Here is an 18,624-nt window from a genome sequence, read left to right as displayed (position 1 = left end):
ACGAATGTTCTATTTATACTTTGATTATACCAAAGAACTTCATATAATGTATAGTAAAATTAATGCATTATCCTAAAAAATCGAACAAAAAAACAGCTTATATCCCCATATCTAAAGCTAGGGGTTTTACGCAGCTTTTTGATAAATTGGTTGAATTTACTTGCAAAGAAAGTAAAATTAACCCAGTGTAGAGTAAAAGGATTTTTCTCGTAAAATGGAGAATATTGATTAAACTATTCTAAAAATAGCACGAGGTGATGATTGTTGAAAGAATGGATGAAGGAAATTGAAATTAATGCTCTCATCGATCAGGTTTGGGGATTGTTAATTGGCCCACTAGCGGATATGCAAAAAATTATGCTGCAAGTCGTAGATCATCAACCTGTAAAAGTGACTAATGAAGGTATCGGCACTATCTACCGTCAAAAATATAGGAAAGGTAAACGAATCGAGGAGTATGATGTTGAGACCTTAGAATATGTGAATATTCATGATAAACGGAGATTAAAAGTGGGCTTTACGCTGGCCAAGATGTTTGAAATCACCGCTTTGTATGAATTAACGGCAATCGATGAGCAGAAAACTCTTTTTAAATACACCTGCACAAACCGACCTTTAAAGGCATTTCTCAAGTTATTTTTACTATTTGCCAGTGATAAAATAGTTGTTCAATTTTGCGAGCGAGTCAAAAAAGTAGCTGAAGAAGAATTTAAAAATACCAAAGTTCTTGTTAAATAGCCTAGTTAATATCTAGCTAGCTAAAGAAAATTCCACAAGCTTGAAGTTAGAGGGAAGGTTTCTTTTTTGATTCAATTCAGTTTTATATAATGCCGTATAGTCTTGTCTTAACGCACTTTTTATCAAGTTATATATCATTTAATTTTATCTAATTAAATATAAAATCATCTAATCTGTGACCAAGTTGTGACCAAAGTGTGACCATTTTTTATAGTCATTGTTAAAGTGGAACAAATTTAAAGATACAATGTTTTTATTTTTCATTGAGCATTCTTTCGTGCTTAAGAATGATGCATAGAATAATTAGTAATAAAAAAATTCCATTAGGCATCCTTAAACCTAGTGGACTTTTTTTTGTAATAAATTCAGATTAACGACATTTCTTGTATTTTGACAATGAACCTTATAATGCTAAACCTAGATACCAGACCCATGCGTCTAATTTGTTTTTTCTAATCCACGTTTACATGAAAGTTAATTTTAACCAATAAATATAATTATAACTAAATCATTAAACATTAATCTTTTTATACCAAATCAGATTAAAGTATTAGTTACAAGACATTGAGTGGGGAGCAATGTAGAAAAACCTCCATTTCTAGAGGTTTCTCATTCATTAAATATTATAAATAAAATCCTCAGGTATGACCCGTCTTAAGAAATGCTGCGTTCTTTCTTCTTTTGGTCTTGAGAAAATTTCCTTTGGAGAATTCTCTTCTACGATCACACCGCCATCCATAAATATGACTCGGTTGGCTACATCCTTTGCAAAAGACATTTCATGCGTCACCACTAACATGGTTGTTCCTTCTTTTGCAATATTTTTCATGACGGTTAAGACTTCACCGACTAATTCTGGATCCAGTGCAGACGTTGGTTCATCAAATAAAATAATATCTGGATTTAACGCAATCGCTCTTGCAATGCCAACCCGCTGTTGCTGCCCGCCAGACAGTTCACTAGGGTAGGAATTCAATTTATCTGCCAATCCGACCTCGCCAAGGCCTGTTGCCCCTGCTCATTGGCTTCCGCTTTCGGAACCTTTCTTCCAATGATAAGACCTTCTGTCACATTCTCTAATACTGTTTTATTCGTAAACAGATTATAATTCTGAAACACAAAAGCAATCTTTTGCCTAATTTGATGTATTTGTTTTTTGGTTGCTGATATAAGGTTTACATGAATATCACCAAAAATGGCTTGCCCCTGATCGGCTCGTTCAAGGAAGTTAATGCACCGAAGCAATGTGGTCTTACCAGAGCCACTCGGGCCAAGAATGACAACCACATCACCCCTATCAATCTGTAAATCTACTCCTTTTAAAATCTCATTCTTACCAAAGGACTTGTGGATATTTCTAATCTCTAACATGACTTTGCCTCCAATCATAATTTTAGGCAGCGGCTGCTTTATACTTCCTTAACCGTTTTTCATACAGCTTAAAAAAGGTTTCCACTAAGCTGCATAAAATGAGATAGACAAGAAAGATATCGATGTACGCTTCAATAAAATTGTAGCCAACATTGGCTGCCACTTGAGTTTTTAACGTAATCTCTCTCAATGACAAAGCATAACCCAAAGAGGTAGCTTTAATAAGATTGACCGTTGCTGTACAAATATTGGGCAATGCCACCACTAATATTTGTGGGATGAGTATTCTTCTAAACGCTTGCACATTGTTCAACCCAACGGAATAAGCTGCTTCCAGCTGCCCCTTACTGACCGTGCTAATAGCAGAACGAAATACTTCAATTAAAATAGCTGTTGTATTCAACGAGAAAACAATAAATGCGTACCAAATCGGATTGATATCGTAGATACTCGTTTTAACATGATACTTCTCGAATATGGGAGCCAATAGTAAAGGAACACTTGTAAAAATAATAAAAATTTGAACAATGACAGGAGTCCCTCTCACAAACGAAACATACACTCGTGCCAACTGGCTTATCACTGGAATTCGATTAATCCGCGATAAGGCGAGCAAAAATCCTGTAGGCAGAGCAATGAGTAAGGAGACAATCGTAATGAGTAAGGCTATAGGCACTCCAGATAATGCAACAAAAAAGGTTTTTACTAAAAATGAAACATCCAATCCGACCGACATGCTGTCACCCCCTATGTCGTTTTTATAACCAGTTTACCTTTACTAAAAATCTTTTCTAGCTTTGAAAAGAACTGTTCAATCAAAATGGATAAAACCCAGTATACAAGAGATAAGGCAAGATAAATTTCTAACGAATGAGAATTATAGTTATTTGAAATAATAAGGCTTGCTTTCCCCATAATATCAACCAAACCAATGGTATACGCTAATGATCCTTCCTTCATTAATTCAAGGAGGCTGGTGCCGAAATTGGGCAATGCGACAACAAATGCTTGCGGCAACACAATTCCCCGAAATGCCTGGGCAGGACTAAGCCCAACACTAACCGCTGCCTCATATTGTCCCCGGTCGATCGCTTCATAGGCCGTTCTCATCACCTCAGACATGAAGGCCCCAAATTGCAGCGAAAAGGTAATCACAACATAAATCGAAGTGTGAAGATGATTCAGTTCTGTACCAAAGTTACTGGCTATTGCCGGAAGCCCGTAATACACTAAAAATAAAAGAACAATAGAGGGGGTACACCTTAAAATGGTGGTATACCCATTGGCGATTTTTCTGGCAGCTGTACTCGTTCCGAGTTTCATTACGGCTAAGATAAATCCTAGAATCGTACCGAACAAAACCGATAGACCTGCTACCATAAAAGTTACGTGTAAAAACGAAAGAAGTTGTGGCAATGCTCCCCAAATGTAGGTACTATCAAAATACGTTTGCATATTCCACCTCTTTTTAGATGGTTACCTTTTTACAGTATCCAATAGTTTAAATAAATCAGTATTATAGAACTTAACCATCAGTTTGTTTGTCTTCTTTTCCTCTTTTATTTTCTTGATGGCTTGATCATAGGCATCTGCAAATTCTTGTTCTTTTTTGTTGAATAATGGCCACGTTTTGACAACTGCAAACTCATTATAAACAAGGTCATTTGCTAAATTATGGTAAGGTCCATCCTTTGCAAGAACTTGCTTTTCATACGTTGCTCCCAAATAAATGCCTCCATCTACACGTCCTTCATTTACCCATTGAACGACATCCACTGAGAATGCATCTCCGGCTACCAGTTTAACTTTATTGTCTGGATTGGCTTGGTTATATTCATCCACAATGGTATATTGAGCATTACTTGCCACAATAGGTGCTAACGAAAGCTTAGCTTTAGCAAAGTCTGATAAGTCTTTTATATTTTCGTTTTTCTTTTTTAACAAAATACCAACGCCGCTGAGTCCGAGGAATTCTTTCGGAAAAATATAACTCTTTGTTCTTTCCTCTGTGAACCAGGCATTTTTTACCCCTACTTGATATTTGCCTTGCTGCACCCCTACCAATAAGTCTTCACTGGATGTTGGCACATATTCGAATTCATATTCTGGCAATGCCTTATCCACTAATTTCATGACTTCAATTTCATATCCCGTTGGGTTGCCCTTTTCATCTAGGTATCCGATTGGTTTACCGCCTTGATCAAACGCTACTTTTACTTTTCTGACTTCTTCCTTAGCAGCTCCCGCATCCGATTTTGCCCCAGTTGTTGCCGTTGAGCCGCAGCCTGCGATGAGGGTTACTAAAGCGATTCCTGTAGCGGCGATTTTAAAAAACTTATTCATTTTCATTGTCTTTTCCTCCCTTAGATTCATATTGATGAATAGCTGTTTGAGCTAATTTTAAAATGGTTAGATCATCCATTGGCGGATTATGCAGGCCTGCTCGGACATCTCGGTAATAACGCTGCAGTGGATTGGTCAGTTGTAAGCTTTTTGCTCCGACCAATCGCATCGCTTTATCGACCACTGTAATCGCGGAGTTGGTCACAATATGTTTGGCTACAAGTGCTTCATTTGTGATATCCCGTTGACGATACTCATCAATGTAAGCCTCTGCCGTACCATATAAGGCAAATCTTGCTTTGTATAATTCCAAGTCCATCTCGCCTAATAACGCCTGCACGTTCGTCAGCTGAGCGATTGGACCCTTAATACTATTTGGCGAATGGATATTGGCAAATTCGAGTGCATAGTCCCTGGCCGCCTGCGCGATCCCTAAATAGGTGGCAGGAATCAGCAGACCCCAGCCATTCAGTTTAAACCCCGTATGATAACTAGGAATTTCGACTAAGTCCGACTCATCCACTACCACGTTTTCTAATACTAGATCATGGCTGCCGGTACCACGCATCGCGATCACATTCCAATTTTCCTCGATGGTTAGTCCTTCCGCTTCTTTTGGAATCAGCAAAAATCCTACCGTTCCTTTTTCTTCGATCCAAGCAGAAGTTAAAAAATAATCCAGTTCCGGTGAGCAGGTTGTATAGCTCTTCCGCCCATTAATCACCCATTTGCCAGCTACACGCTTAGCACTTGTTTCGGGCCGGCCCCCGCGAATGGGACTGCCTGTAGCCATTTCGCTTACTGCTCGGTTAATAATGGCCCCATCGTTCACTTCTTCAGCAAAAAGGGCTAACTTTTCTGGTTCCCAATACCGATTTTCAAATAATTCTCCAACGGTCATTAATGTCCATCCAATCGATAACGCGGTGCTGCCATCATAGCTTCCCAGCTTTTCTTGTAATAGAATGGTATCGTATAGAGAAAATCCTGACCCGCCAAATTCCTTTGGTAAGGTCAATTTGGTGTAACCGATTTTTCTTAACACCTGGATATTCTCTCTAGGGAAGCTGCCCTCCATGTCGATTTGCGAGGCTTGTGCTTTAAAGTCCGCTTCTAATGGGTACAGCCGTTCAAGCCACTTGCGCTGCTTGCTATTTTTTACAAATAAGTCCTGCATGTTCTTTGCTCCCTTCTAACACTAAATAAAAAAGACTGCTCCCATTTAGAATGGAAGCAGCCTTCAGTTGACTGATAAGCTAAACTCATAAGTTTTTATATACATTTTTGGAATATTATGTATCTATTACATTATAATAAGCATATTAATCCAATGTGTCAACTAGGAATTTAAAATTGTATTTTCATTAACTAATTTACCTTCTGCTTTTAACTGATCGAAAGTTTTGGAGAGTCCTAGTTTGTGTTCACCAGCGGTAAATTTACCGGCTAACTCATAAAAGTTCTCCATTACGAGCGAGGCATATTGGTTAATAGGAATCTTTTCTACGAAGAATAGTCCAAATCAACTATTGTTTCAAAGTCAATTCAAAAAAATGAACAAGTTTAATATCTCTATAAGGAGCTCCACCTTCCGTTATCTCACAAAAGATGACAATTGTAGAATTGGAAATATGCCCCTCTCTATTGAGAAGGGTTTTTTATTTCACAAAGACATCACAAGGTATTTGTCATTTTTTGTCTAACTGTTAGTGTAGTTACCTAATAAAGGAGTTGTGTTAAGTTGAAAGTAGGAGATAAAAAGACATTTGTTTATATACCATGGTTAGGATTTATTGAAGCTGCTGATACAATGGAAGAAACGATTAAAAGGATTAATCAAGAGGAAGCAAAAATAGAATGGGAAGACAAAAAAATTCTACGTACATTACAAAAAGCAAAGCCCGGTAAAAATATAAAAATTGGAGATTCATGGCTAATAAGTGAAGCCCCTCTCCATTAAGAGAAGGGTTTTTATTGTGGAGCAAAACGGGAACTTAATGCTTTCCCTATAGAATTCCCATAGAAAAAAATTTATTCAAATTAAAGATACAAAAGTGAATTAATCTTAGCAATAGTGTGTTCACCTGCAATTCCATCAATTTTTGGAATCATATTAGTTAGTTGTTTTAGGTTTGGTCGATTCCCTATCCTCTGTGTGCTAGGTCTTGTGGGTGCATCTTGCTGAGGAGAACCGGAATTCTAAGAACGTCCCTTGCATGCATAGGTTTTAGTGGTAAATGTCCACGAGATTTTAAAATTCCTTGAAGACAAGCAAGAGTTCCAACAATAATTGGTGAAGCACTAGATGTTCCGCTAAAATTATCTTTATACCAATCTTCTTCATTAACTCCACCTTGTAAATCAGCGTCACCAGTGGTAGTTACTTCCCTTTCCCACCCTTGAACATCAACAATAGCTCCATAATTAGAAAACTCAAGTCTAGAACGATCAGGACCATAATCTCTGCCATATGTACCGGGAGGCGGTGCTCCCGCTCCTACTAAAATAGCTCCAGAATCCCTATGACTACGGTTGAATTTGTTTTGATATATCTCATCCTCTAAATTTTCTGCTCCATTCCCCGCAGCTTCTACCACCATAACTCCCTTAGTCTATGCCCCTCCTTTCTTTTGATCAATGCAGAAAAAGGAGAGAAAGGTTCTCCCCTTTATATTTTATTTGTTGTAATGCTATGTTTAGTTCTAAAACATTTACACGAGGCTCACCAAAAATCCCCAACTGGCGTCCTTTGGTATGTTCCTTTATAAGTTTTTCTATTCGATCTTCCGAAACATTCATGGCTTTGGCAATTCTAGGTACCTGTGCCTTAGCTGCTTCCGGAGTTAAATCCGGATCAAATCCGGAACCGGAAGTTGTCACTAGATCTGTTGAAATCGTGTCACCTAAATTTCCATTTTCCTTTTTTAAATGATTCACATTGTCTTTCACTGTTTGAATGTATTCTTTTGATGCAACGGCAGCATTCGTTGCATCAGATGCTTTTGGGTCATATTTTGCCGCGGATCCTCTTGGATGGAAGCATTGCGGACCCTTAAACTCTTGAGCCAAAAGCTCTGAACCTTTAGTCGATTGACTAGCCAAATTGTGTAAACAAAATGCAAAGATAACGATTTAAGACTCCCAATTTGATCAAGCTCGCTTTTGTGCCAAAAAACCTTGGTTGACTATCTTTTTATTATTTAAGAAACGTGATAATCCAAATGTTGTAATACTTGCAAACACAACACATAACGCACTGAACCATGTAATTGATGATATTGATATTTGCCCCACAATTACTCCACCTAAACCTGCACCAACTGCAAAACCTAATTGCATCATCGATTGGTTCAGACCTAGCAACACATCTGAGGATTCAGGTGATATCGTTGCTAAATTATATTGCTGAGTTGCACCTGATGACCATCCTGCAAATGACCAGACTGTCAATATAATAAATACTGCAATAATTGAATGTGATATGAATGAAAGCACGACTAAAGATGTTCCGTTTACAAGTAACCCTCTTTTTAATGTAAAAATTACGCCTCTTTTATCTGCACTTAAGCCACCTAGTTTAGAACCAAATAAGCTTGCAACTCCAAGAACAAGTAAAGTAATGCTTAAAAGATGATCACTCATACCTACAGTATTTACAAGGTATGGAGATAAATAAGTAAAAATAATCCCGTACCCTGTCATTAAAAAGAAGGTGATTAATAATGCTAAAGCAATTTTTGGTTTTTTGAACATAGCAATTTGTCTCGATAAAGGGATTGAAGCATCTCCATTCATTTTTGGTATTGTATTTAAAACAATAAAAATGACAAGTAAAACTAATAATGCGATACCGATAAATACAAATTTCCAGCCATACGTAGATGTAATAAAACGTCCAATAGGAACACCAATGATTAATGATGCGGTAAATCCCATTACAACTGTTGCAATTGAACTTGCCTTTTTATTAGCAGGTGTAATCTTTGCTGCGATACTTAAAACTGTAACGACCGCTACACCTGTACTTAAAGCCATAATAATGCGAGCAATCATAAATAATCCATACCCTGGAACAATTACTGATAGTAAATTTCCTATAATAAAAACAAATAACGTATAGATCAGTAATTTACGTCTTTCCATTTTAGCCGTTAATACCATTAATATAGGAGTACCGATTGCATAGGCTAATGAAAAGACTGTAATTAATTGACCAGCCGCTCCAATTGACACTCCTAGGGCATCTGCCATTTTATCCAAAATACCTGAGATGATATACTGTGAAGTACCAACTAAAAAACTTATCAATGCTAAAATATTAATCTTTGCTGTATTTGACATGTGAAATTTTCTCCTCAATATCACTATTAATTTCTATATTTCTATAAACACTGAAATAATATACAAAATGAAAGAAGCTATTTAAGCTTCATTCTATTCTAGTGCTTTAAATTAATGTATTAAGATGCTTCTTAACATCGTATTCTTCCAACTCTTTACCAATTTTTAAACGATGAATAAAATCAGGATTAGAAATTAATGGACGTCCGAAAGCAGCGACATCGATTATTCCTTCTTCAATCGCCTGATTCGCCATTTCTGGATTTAATGTACCTACCCCAATAATGACACCATCCCAGTATTTTCGGACTAATTGATGCATCGTTTTTCCATTTGCAAGCACTCGATCAAATTGCATAATCGATGGGTGAATCATTGTTGCACCCGCTTCCTTAAATGCCTCAACAAATGTACGAATAGCCATTTCTGGATCTTCCCACATGTAATTTGGTATATCTGCTTTATGAGCAGAGAATCGGATCATTGTTCGTTCTGTACCGATTGCGTCGATAACTGCTTTAATTACTTCCTTCATAAACGTTAATCTTTGAGCAAGGTCACCACCATATTCGTCTGTACGATGATTTGTTATATCTGAATTAAATTGGTCAATTAAGTATCCGTGGGCACCGTGAATTTCTACACCATCAAAACCTGCTGCTATTGAATTTTTCGCAGCTTGCGCATATTGATTGATTACTTCATTAATATCTTTTATTGTCATTTCTTCAGGAACATCATATGGCTTACGGAAACGAGAGACAAGGCCTTCAGCTGGAATAGCTGATGGTGCTTGAGGAGGCAGATTTCCAGCAAGCTCGTGATGAGATAAACGACCAACATGCCATATTTGAGCGATCATTGTTCCTCCCTCTTTATGCACAGCATCAGTTACTTTTTTCCATCCCTTAATTTGTTTGTCTGAATAAATTCCTGGAATTCCAGGATAGCCTTTTCCACGAGGACTAATGACGGTTCCTTCTGAAATGATTAAACCAACTCCATCGGCAGCACGTTTTCGGTAATATTCAACAATATCCTCCCCTACTACGCCCGTCTGATCATCTGCAAAGGATCTTGTTAACGGCGCCATTGCGATACGAGAGCGTAAATTCCAAGCTCCGATTTTTATCGGTTCAAAAAATTTACTTTCTAAACCATTTTTTAAATTTCCCCAAGAATTTGTTTCTTTGCTAATTTGGCCCATACATTTTCCCCCGTTCATTTCAATTATTCGGTATTTCTATAAATACTGAAATTAAAATTAAAATTATTCCGCTTTAACATTAAAGCAAAGCGGGTGCGTATTGTTCAAGGACCTCACGTTGTAAACTGTAATATCTGAAGGTTCCCTCTCTGCGAACTGCTAATAATCCGCAATCGAGTAATGGTTTTAAATGATGTGTCAATGTTGAATTGGCAGGGACTTTTAATTGATTTGCCATTTCCAGGCAGGCTAACTCTGATTGTTGAGCAAGTAATTTTACGATTTGTAAACGAGTCGATTCACCTAGTGCCTTATAGACTTTTACAGCAATATCATCACTCACCGCTAAAAACCTCCTTTCAGCAATGCTTATTTCAGTATTTCTAGAAATATTGTATTTCATCAGAGATGCTCTGTCAAGAGAGTGCTTTTCATTTTTTAATTCAAAGGCTGTTTTCTTAATTTAAGAATGTGATTGTGTACCACTACACGATGCTCGCTCCTAAATAAAATGATTTTATTAATATAACTTTTAGTCTTCCACACATTCTAATTATCTTTTTTAACAATAATTTCCAATCTTTTTATTTTCGAATACAATTTATGTCTTTAGAGTTTTTCACTTATATAAAAAAACGCACATTAGGTTAAATATATATAAGAACAAATAGTCACCAAAATTTAAAGCCCGTAACTTAGATTACCAAGTAATCATTTGATACAGGCTATTTTAAATAATGGAAGTTATCCTTCCTTGGCTAGCTTCCATTTTTATTTTACTAAACTTTTACAATTAGTACCATGTTAATATATTATTGAACCATTATATACATATATTTCATAGTAAGTCGGTGACCCGCAGAAATACTTTTTTATAAATGAATTAGAGATTACTTATACACACTGATCAATTTCATTGGGTTTCTCATCACAAGCAGTTTTGAAGCCTGTGGAATTTTCTTTTTTTTTCCTAAAGAGCCCTTAATTGATTTGGTTCAATGAAGTAAAGTATTTCTTTGCTTACGGATTCTTTGGTTAATTCCTCCCAAGCCTGTTTATAAAAAGATAATTGGCTGCTATAGAATGCTTGGAGCTTTTCGTAGTCTTCGACCTGTTTTGCTCGGTCTGTTTTATAATCAACGATGTTCCATGAGCCATTCTTTTTGTAGATAAGATCAATCGTTCCTTTGACGTAGAAGGGATGGATATCTTCAGGATTTTTAGTGATTAACGAATAAAGAGTTTGGCCCTTTTCAACTTTTAACGCAAAGGGAACTTCTGTCAGCACTTCTTCCGCTGTCACTAACTCATCCCAAAGGAGTGATTTTCGCAAGTTTTGCAGATAAGACTTTACTTCTTCCTCTCTTTCGATAGGAAGCTTAAATTTGTTTAAGGCAACCTTTATATAATTAGAAAGTTCATGGCCCTGAACAGCTTTTTCAAAGACATCATGAATCAGCGTTCCCCAATCCTTTCCACCACCCGATTCTCGTTCAATCATGATTAACTCTGAATAATCTTTGTCTTTTGTTGGCGACCAATGTTCAAAAGTTTTCATTTTACTTTGGTCAAGCCAGGCGTTTTTACTCACGGTTTTCGCCTTAAATTCGGATAAGGTAAGCTCCTTTGGCTCTAAGTTAATTTCAAACACTTCTATTTCAGGCACTTCCATTTCCTCGATGTTTTCCATTTCAAAAAGGATATTCCAAGGGTTTTTCTTATTACCAGTGTGAGAACTGATGATTAGTGCTTTTTCGGCACGAGTTGCCGCGACATAAATAATCCGCTGCTCTTCTTCGGTAAGGTACATTAGCTCTTCTGTCTTATGTGTCTCCCATTCAAGTGGAATCGCAATTTCTTTTTCCGCAAAGCCATTCTTCACTGTAAACGTAAAGTACCCTTTAGAAGTATAGTCCTCACGTTTAATATGCTGTGATAAAAAGGATTCAGGACTGACTGACTTGACTGGATGTGCCAAAAAGACAATTGGTGCCTCTAGTCCTTTTGCTTTATGAATATTCATAATCCGAACCGCATCTGCGTCTTCTTCAAGGTTTGCAACCACTGTTTTTTCAAAAATCAGCTCGGTCAGTGCTTCGATTACTTGTTTATATGTTGTATTACCAGTCGTCTCCTGTTTACGGAGGGCTTCTAGCATTTGGAGCAGACTCTTATACGTTCGTTTATTCCGGCCATTTTTCAAAAGTAATGGATAGAAACCGACCTCTTCGATGATTTTTTCAATTGCAGCTGTTGGCGACAGCGTCCGAATTAGCTTTTGACATCGCTGTAATTTATCCCATGTTATTTCAAATTTATCTTTTAGCACTATCGGAATTTCAGCCGGTATTTGGGCGTAAATGGAAAATCTTCCACCAGCTTGTTTCCATTGATATAGTTCTTGATCACTGATACCGAAGAAAACCCCCCGTAACACAGCAACGAAGCCAACTTCATCGGTTGGGTCCAAGAATGATTTTAACAGGATCCATAAATCTTGGAACTCTCTTGTTTCACCAAGGATAACTTCACCACTGATACTAACAGGAATCCCCATGTCCTCAATCGTTTTCGCATAGGAAGCAACGCCATCGGTATACCTGGTCAGTACCATGAAATCCTTGGCATTATGGCCCTGCTCGATGAGATTTTGAATGGTCAGTGCGATGTTCTCAGCATCGATTAATATGACTTCTTCCTTCTTTTTATAATCGGCAGGAACGGATAAACGCTTCACACCTGTAAAGCCCTCGCCTTTGTCCTCATGAAAGGCTATTAACGGGTGGTAGGCAGCTTGGTAATCGGATTCCACTTCAGGTAAATACTTTTCAAACACTTTATTTAATTTCTTAGTAACAGTGTCAAGTGTCCGAAAATTTGTCGTCAGCTGCAGCACTTCTCCTCCATGCTCCTCGATTAACTGTTTGACACGATTGTATGTATCAATATCGGCGCGTCGAAAACGGTAAATAGCTTGTTTGGGATCACCAACAACGAAGAGTGAGCCTGCTTTCGGTTTGCATTTTGTCCAGATTTTTTCATTAATGTCATCACTCGTTAAATAAAACATGATCTCCGCCTGAATCGGGTCCGTATCCTGAAACTCATCGACGAGTAAATAGCGATATTTCGCTTGGAAATAGGCGCGAACTTCTGGATTACCTTTAAGCAATTTTGATGTATGGATCATTAAATCTTGAAAGTTTAGTAGTGATCTCTCTTTCTTCATTTGCTCGTAGGTTCGGACAGCATCTTGTAAAAAATCGATAATAATGGGATGACAATATTCTTTCCAAGCTTGTATAAGCGGTTTGATGGATACTTCAAACACTGCTGTAATTTTCTCTTCATAAAATTTTGCATCTTCCTTGGCTGTCCAGCGATTATAGGTTGGCTTTAAGTTCTTATCAAATAATTCAAAAATACTAATGATGTCCTTTTCCTTCGAAGGATTGATGAATTTTTCCTTTTGGACAGCCGTTAAAATCGCTTTTTGTAAACTATCATACCCCTTCGGTGGTTCCTCCTCAGGAACGCATCGTTTTGCTTCTTTAATTAGGAGCATAAATGATTGGTATTCTGGCTGCAATACTGGTTTCGGGACACTTTCCGTCACCCATTCCACATCGGAATATTCCTTTAGCCTCTTTAACCAGGGAAACAGGTTGTCAACGGATATCCCTAATTCTCCAATGAGTTCAAAGTGATGCGGTTCTTCATTGATTAAATTTTGTAAATGAAGTTGCCACGCTTCTTCTAAAATATCTAAATCATCGGACTCTTCAAGCTCTTTAAAGGTTAAATCTAAATTTGCTTCAATCGGACGCTCTCGGAGCAGTTTGGCACAATAGGCATGGACCGTTCCTAAAAAGCAGCGCTCAATATTTTGCAATGCCTCACCTAAACGAAACTCGATATCAAGGTCCATTTCTTTTTTCCACGCTTCCTCTAATTTTGCTTGAAAACGGACCTTTAACTCATCAGCGGCCTTTCGTGTAAAAGTGATCGCAACAATTTCCTGAATTTCTGCTGTCCCTGTATAAATGAGGTTGACCATCCGATCGACTAAGCTCGTCGTTTTACCAGAACCAGCACCAGCTTCAACTAAAAAATTCCTCTTAAGTTGTGATTTAATTTTATCCCGGGCCGCTTGATCGAGAATTTCCTTAGTCATATGCTCTAACCCCCTTTAACTTTTGATTCGACTGCTTCATTTCAAGGCTTTCTTTATCATAAAAATGGCGGCGGCAAACAAGCTTATAATCACAGAATTTGCAATCATTCACATCATCAGTCATTTCAAAATGACCATGGTTCACAGTATCAATCAGTTTTTCCAAAATATCTATACCATTTGTTCTGAGTGTACGGTCCTGCTTCCTCGTAAACCTCTGTGCCAATCCTTTTGGGGTCGGAAAATAATAGGAGCTCTCCTCGACTGCACCCTCGCCAAGGTTTAAATGCTGTTCGATGGCCAAAGCATAAATCATGTGCTGAAGCTGTCGACCGCCTTTGAAGGCTGCATTTTTCGCATAACCGTACGTGCTCCCCGTTTTATAATCAATAATGTGATATTTACCGTCCTTGGATTGGTCCACACGGTCAATAATCCCTGAAATTTTTACTTCTCCTGATGGAAGAGTAATAATCGCCGGATCCTTTTCACCAATCCCAAAGGAATACTCAAAATAAAGCGGATCGTAATTTTCGCTGTGAAGCTCTTCTTCTTTTAGAAAAATCTCACAGCAAGCTAAGATGTCACTCCGTTCACGTTGATAGACTCTTTCATTTGGCGGCGGCAGCACTTCCTTTTGCTGTTCAATTAAGTTTTGAGCAATCGTTAAAATGAGTTCAAAATGGTTCTCGTAAGAAGGCTTGGCATGATCTTGTTGTAATTTTTTATAAAAGTTTTCAAAAATACTATGTAGCAGGCTTCCACGGGTAGCAGCATCCAGCCATGTGTTTGCGTCAAACGAAAAGTCATCGACAGGCCTAACTTTTAACACTTCTCTCAAAAAATAGGAATACGGACATTTTGCAAGGGTTTCAAGCTTGCCCGCACTCAGCGTTTTCTCCTGATTGAGACGTGGGTCATATTGCGCGTCATCAATTTGAACCAGTCCATCATATTCAGAGAAATTTCCGGTATTTCGTGCGGTTTCGGCGGCGATTCCCTGTTTAACATTATTAAAATGGGTTAGAATCCCTTCATTTAGCTGATGTGAACTATCATTTGTTAATTTTTCATTCCAGTAGTCTTTATCTTCAAAAATATCAGTAGCGATGATTGATGACGGCAGTAACTTTAACGATTTAAATTCGGCATCTTTATTGCCTGTGATTAAGCGGTAGCATTGCAAGACAACAAATGCCGGGTTAACGACACGGTTTTCGTTCATATCGAAATGGCAGTAACTGACCGTGACATGACTATTTGAATTTGCCAAAACTTGTAACAGCGTATACAAGTTCTCTTGACCCTTTTCACGAAGTAATCGCAGGCCGTTCCCTAATTGAATCCTCTCTGCATCAAGCAAGAGTGGATCTTCACTTACGTTACCAGGAAACTTCTTGTTATCAAGTCCAACGAAAAATACATTTGGTCGACTATTGTATATTCCACTCTTATAAGTTGAAACATGGAGGTGACCTGGTTTTGGCCGTGATTGATTTATACGGACAGAAAGCAGTAGGTCCTTTATCTTTTCAAAGACATCATAACTAGGTAACTTTTCATCCGCATAAGGGAGCAGTTTTTGGATTTCTTCCAATAAGGTTGATTTTGCGATCTCATCAAAAGCGGAATTTGTTTTACAATTATTTTTGAGTACATAGGCGATTCCGGTTAAACATTTTTTATAGTTCATGATTGACTTTAATGGTGGAAGCTTCTTAAAAATTTCTTCAAAACTCAACCAAATCCATAACATCTCTTTTGCAGGATTTTCATAACAGGGGTCATCTAAATGATCGACGCACTTCATACTTAATCGATCAAATTCCTTAGAAAGAAGTTTTAAATACCGTTCTTGAGACCAGCCAATTTGAAGATCCCTGAGCACTCTGGAAATTTTTGATTTTGAAACCACCACTTCATCAAGTCCAACAAATCCACTCTCAATGAAAGGAACTTTTTTACCCAGTTCAAGCAAGCCCTCATTGAACATGTCCAGAAAAGCTGGGACACTATAATTTGACTGAATCCACCCTACAAGCCCTGAAACTAACCGTCCAGGGCGGCTGAAAGAAACCGGAAGTCCTTCGCCAAAGGTTATAGGGAGGTCCATCTTTTGTGACAAGTGATAAAATTGGGTTATGTATGCATCAGCATTTGTATAATAAACAACATTCTCATCTAGAGGAGATTTTGCGACCTTAATCTTCTCTAGGATTTGTTTCACTTCCATTTCTTCTGTTTTAGCAGTAAAGACTACTAAGTTTGGCTCACCGCATGCTTCTTCCTGTTGATAGAGATAGCTAAGCGGAGTCGAGGGTCCGCAATGAATGGAACTAAGGTTTGACCGCTCAGGAGTATTGACCCCCAAAACGGGTGCAAGCGGCAGTTTATAGACTGTCTCAGGGATAATCTTTCTCAGGAAATGGTCTTCTAAATGCGATAGGGTTAGACCTGATTGTAAAATAAATAATACCTTTTCATTTATTTGAGCCGTTTCAAGTGCCTTATTTAACAATCCGGCCTTGTCGGTAAATTGCTCAGAAATTAACTTATTTTCATATTCAGCAAGGATCTCATAAAAATCCTCCGCTTTGTCTGGATTGATAAATGCATTCTTTTTCAACGTGTCCTTTGTATAGCCAGCTAAATGTAATGTTTGGATGGTTGTAAAAATGGCATGACTAAAGGCTGGCGTAATTTCCATTCCTGCAAAGTATCGGAGCTTATCCTGGTTCTTCAACTCTTTAAGGAGATTGTAAGTAAAATGAACTCCAACCGTATGATCTAAGCTATTTTGCGGTTGCTCTGAATTCAAGTCAACAAGAGTTTGGGCAAGGTCGATTACTGTTTTATACTTAAGATTAATTGCTTGATGTCCTTCCTTAACAAATGCCTCATTGATTTGTTCCCCAATTGAATGAGAATCAACGATCACGACTTTTTCTTTATAAGGAAATTTACTGCAGATTTGGTTAAGTTCGCTTATTAAGGCTTGCATGGGAACCTCCAACTTTCTAAAAGAAAAATAATAATTATCTACCTATTCACTCTGTTCTAGTTTCATATTTGTTATTCCTTCAATATAATTGAAAAAACATATTTTTTTCAAAGTTGGTAATAATAACCTCGATTAACTTTGAAAGGATGGGATGTTTGATGTCGTTAGAATGGTTTGACAGAGTTTGTGGAGAACTGCAAGAACACCTGGAATCTATTTGTGAAGAATACGATCAGGTTGGCCAAATGACAGTTGAAAGAGCTGCCAAACATCCAAGGATTGAGTTTTATGTCGATACCGCAGATGTTGATACCGAAGAACTGGAGCGTGATTATTTTTGCTCACTGTTCTTTGATCCGCAAAACGAAGAATTTTACATCGATACATTCGATGTTGACAGCGGACATACGGCGAAGGTCATCCTTTCAGACATAGAAGACCTTATCGAGGAAGTTCACGCCAGTCTTCATGATTACATGAACGGCGATGATCACTATACAGATGATGGGGTCTATCTTCAGACCAGCGAGGTCTTGGATGATGATGATGAGGTCGAAACTGTTTATGTGGAAGATGATGAGGATGAAGAGTATTACGAAGCCGAACAAGTCAACAGTGACGACATCTTTGAGGAAATTGATGTTGATTGGTCCACCCCTGAAGTAACGGCCTTCAAACATGAAGACGAAGTCGAAGTAACCTATCAATTTGGATTGGTGCAAGCTACTGGAGACGGTGTTCTCAAGCGCGTTAATCGGATTTGGACGACGGACGATGAATTAATCAAGGATGAGTCCCATTTCATTTTTAGTAAAGAAGAAGCAACCACCATAATTGCGATGATTGCCTCTCATATGGACCAATTAAGCGAGTTTGAATTTTAAGCAATATAAGCCTAATACAACGAGCATGCCTGAGCGGTATGCTTGTTTTTTTTCGAAAATAAAAGTTCTCCAAGGTAGGAGAACTTTATGATTACTCAACCGTGTAATCAATTTGAATAAGATCCCAAGCAGTGATTATGCCAAGGGGGGACTCGTCCGCTTTCCCATGTTCAGTGATTATAACACTTTCTATTTTCCGCTTCTTCCTATGTGCTTTTTCAAAAATATTTTCAACCTCAAAAATATTAATATCTTTTGGGACGATTTCTATCGGATGTTCCTTCTCATAGGTAATTATATCTGACACTTGGATATCGGAAAGATTGACAGAGCTGTTCTCCATATTTTGTGACATCCATTTCACAATCGAACTTGCTGTAAGTAAGCCGACACATTTTTTGTTTTTATAGCTTGGAAACTTTGAATACCCGTGTTCTTTAATGGCGGCTGTTACCTTTAAGATACTGTCACGATAATCAAAGTACACTACATTTTTCGTAGCAATCGACAGTGCATAATTAGGACGGCTAAAAACATTGGCGATTTTTTCAATATGAGAAACGAT

Annotated in this window: 15 protein-coding genes and 1 pseudogene; 3 read left to right on the top strand and 13 right to left on the bottom strand. The window is 37.8% G+C overall.

From position 1 onward, the window contains the following. Window positions 1–261 precede the first annotated feature (261 nt). On the top strand, window positions 262–738 hold the full coding sequence (locus tag J7E63_RS25645) for an SRPBCC family protein (protein WP_308162018.1): 477 nt from the start codon (window positions 262–264) through the stop codon (window positions 736–738). Window positions 739–1,354: 616 nt separating this feature from the next. Here J7E63_RS25645 and J7E63_RS25640 read toward each other — a convergent pair. The 5 genes and pseudogenes from J7E63_RS25640 to J7E63_RS25620 form a co-directional block, all read right to left on the bottom strand. Further along, window positions 1,355–2,109, bottom strand: a pseudogene (locus J7E63_RS25640) (amino acid ABC transporter ATP-binding protein). A 22-nt stretch (window positions 2,110–2,131) separates the two neighbouring features. Beyond that, a complete protein-coding gene (locus J7E63_RS25635; protein ID WP_251033771.1) occupies window positions 2,132–2,845 on the bottom strand; it encodes an amino acid ABC transporter permease in 714 nt (237 codons plus the stop codon). A gap of 11 nt (window positions 2,846–2,856) precedes the next feature. Continuing rightward, window positions 2,857–3,564 carry an amino acid ABC transporter permease gene (locus tag J7E63_RS25630; protein ID WP_215017700.1) on the bottom strand — a complete coding sequence of 236 codons (708 nt, stop codon included), beginning with the start codon at window positions 3,562–3,564 and terminating at the stop codon, window positions 2,857–2,859. A 21-nt stretch (window positions 3,565–3,585) separates the two neighbouring features. Continuing rightward, window positions 3,586–4,458: a transporter substrate-binding domain-containing protein gene (locus J7E63_RS25625; RefSeq protein WP_215017698.1), complete on the bottom strand. Its 873-nt coding sequence runs from the start codon at window positions 4,456–4,458 to the stop codon at window positions 3,586–3,588. Beyond that, window positions 4,445–5,629: an acyl-CoA dehydrogenase family protein gene (locus J7E63_RS25620; protein WP_215017697.1), complete on the bottom strand. Its 1,185-nt coding sequence runs from the start codon at window positions 5,627–5,629 to the stop codon at window positions 4,445–4,447. The genes J7E63_RS25625 and J7E63_RS25620 overlap by 14 nt, the downstream gene beginning before the upstream one ends. A 564-nt stretch (window positions 5,630–6,193) precedes the next feature. Here J7E63_RS25620 and J7E63_RS25615 point away from each other — a divergent pair. Beyond that, window positions 6,194–6,412, top strand: a complete 219-nt coding sequence (locus tag J7E63_RS25615; protein WP_215017695.1) for a hypothetical protein — start codon at window positions 6,194–6,196, stop codon at window positions 6,410–6,412. 184 nt (window positions 6,413–6,596) lie between these two features. Here J7E63_RS25615 and J7E63_RS25610 read toward each other — a convergent pair whose 3' ends face one another. The 7 genes from J7E63_RS25610 to J7E63_RS25580 all read right to left on the bottom strand — a co-directional run bounded on the left by J7E63_RS25610 (window position 6,597) and on the right by J7E63_RS25580 (window position 17,175). Continuing rightward, window positions 6,597–7,052: a S8/S53 family peptidase gene (locus tag J7E63_RS25610; RefSeq protein ID WP_251033770.1), complete on the bottom strand. Its 456-nt coding sequence runs from the start codon at window positions 7,050–7,052 to the stop codon at window positions 6,597–6,599. Between the two features lie 34 nt (window positions 7,053–7,086). Further along, window positions 7,087–7,554: a potassium-transporting ATPase subunit C gene (locus J7E63_RS25605; protein WP_285289974.1), complete on the bottom strand. Its 468-nt coding sequence runs from the start codon at window positions 7,552–7,554 to the stop codon at window positions 7,087–7,089. Window positions 7,555–7,602: 48 nt separating this feature from the next. Continuing rightward, the gene (locus J7E63_RS25600) at window positions 7,603–8,793 is read right to left on the bottom strand and encodes an MFS transporter (protein WP_215017691.1); all 1,191 of its coding nucleotides are present in this window, start codon (window positions 8,791–8,793) and stop codon (window positions 7,603–7,605) included. 106 nt (window positions 8,794–8,899) lie between these two features. After that, entirely contained in the window at window positions 8,900–10,000 is a 1,101-nt protein-coding gene (locus tag J7E63_RS25595) for an alkene reductase (protein WP_251033769.1), read from the bottom strand. Window positions 10,001–10,079: 79 nt separating this feature from the next. Next, on the bottom strand, window positions 10,080–10,343 hold the full coding sequence (locus J7E63_RS25590; RefSeq protein WP_088087250.1) for an ArsR/SmtB family transcription factor: 264 nt from the start codon (window positions 10,341–10,343) through the stop codon (window positions 10,080–10,082). A gap of 627 nt (window positions 10,344–10,970) precedes the next feature. After that, on the bottom strand, window positions 10,971–14,174 hold the full coding sequence (locus tag J7E63_RS25585) for a UvrD-helicase domain-containing protein (RefSeq protein ID WP_215017685.1): 3,204 nt from the start codon (window positions 14,172–14,174) through the stop codon (window positions 10,971–10,973). Then, the gene (locus tag J7E63_RS25580) at window positions 14,167–17,175 is read right to left on the bottom strand and encodes a PD-(D/E)XK nuclease family protein (protein WP_215017683.1); all 3,009 of its coding nucleotides are present in this window, start codon (window positions 17,173–17,175) and stop codon (window positions 14,167–14,169) included. Before J7E63_RS25580 ends, J7E63_RS25585 begins: the two co-directional genes overlap by 8 nt. Window positions 17,176–17,333: 158 nt before the next feature. On the opposite strand from J7E63_RS25580, the gene J7E63_RS25575 reads away from it, so the two are divergent. Continuing rightward, on the top strand, window positions 17,334–18,059 hold the full coding sequence (locus tag J7E63_RS25575) for a hypothetical protein (RefSeq protein ID WP_215017725.1): 726 nt from the start codon (window positions 17,334–17,336) through the stop codon (window positions 18,057–18,059). 91 nt (window positions 18,060–18,150) lie between these two features. Here J7E63_RS25575 and J7E63_RS25570 read toward each other — a convergent pair whose 3' ends face one another. Further along, on the bottom strand, window positions 18,151–18,564 hold the full coding sequence (locus J7E63_RS25570) for a CBS domain-containing protein (RefSeq protein ID WP_308162022.1): 414 nt from the start codon (window positions 18,562–18,564) through the stop codon (window positions 18,151–18,153). Between the last annotated feature and the right edge of the window lie 60 nt (window positions 18,565–18,624).

This window comes from Bacillus sp. ISL-75, assembly GCF_018613095.1.
This window is presented reverse-complemented; position numbering and strand designations above follow the sequence as displayed.

Excerpts from the sequence above, each read along its gene's own strand:
- J7E63_RS25600 (WP_215017691.1), bottom strand. The coding sequence starts at position 8,793 with ATGTCAAATACAGCAAAGATTAATATTTTAGCATTGATAAGTTTTTTA.
- J7E63_RS25620 (WP_215017697.1), bottom strand. The coding sequence starts at position 5,629 with ATGCAGGACTTATTTGTAAAAAATAGCAAGCAGCGCAAGTGGCTTGAA.
- J7E63_RS25625 (WP_215017698.1), bottom strand. The coding sequence starts at position 4,458 with ATGAAAATGAATAAGTTTTTTAAAATCGCCGCTACAGGAATCGCTTTA.
- J7E63_RS25595 (WP_251033769.1), bottom strand. The coding sequence starts at position 10,000 with ATGGGCCAAATTAGCAAAGAAACAAATTCTTGGGGAAATTTAAAAAAT.
- J7E63_RS25580 (WP_215017683.1), bottom strand. The coding sequence starts at position 17,175 with ATGCAAGCCTTAATAAGCGAACTTAACCAAATCTGCAGTAAATTTCCT.
- J7E63_RS25585 (WP_215017685.1), bottom strand. The coding sequence starts at position 14,174 with ATGACTAAGGAAATTCTCGATCAAGCGGCCCGGGATAAAATTAAATCA.
- J7E63_RS25610 (WP_251033770.1), bottom strand. The coding sequence starts at position 7,052 with ATGGTGGTAGAAGCTGCGGGGAATGGAGCAGAAAATTTAGAGGATGAG.
- J7E63_RS25575 (WP_215017725.1), top strand. The coding sequence starts at position 17,334 with ATGTCGTTAGAATGGTTTGACAGAGTTTGTGGAGAACTGCAAGAACAC.
- J7E63_RS25630 (WP_215017700.1), bottom strand. The coding sequence starts at position 3,564 with ATGCAAACGTATTTTGATAGTACCTACATTTGGGGAGCATTGCCACAA.
- J7E63_RS25635 (WP_251033771.1), bottom strand. The coding sequence starts at position 2,845 with ATGTCGGTCGGATTGGATGTTTCATTTTTAGTAAAAACCTTTTTTGTT.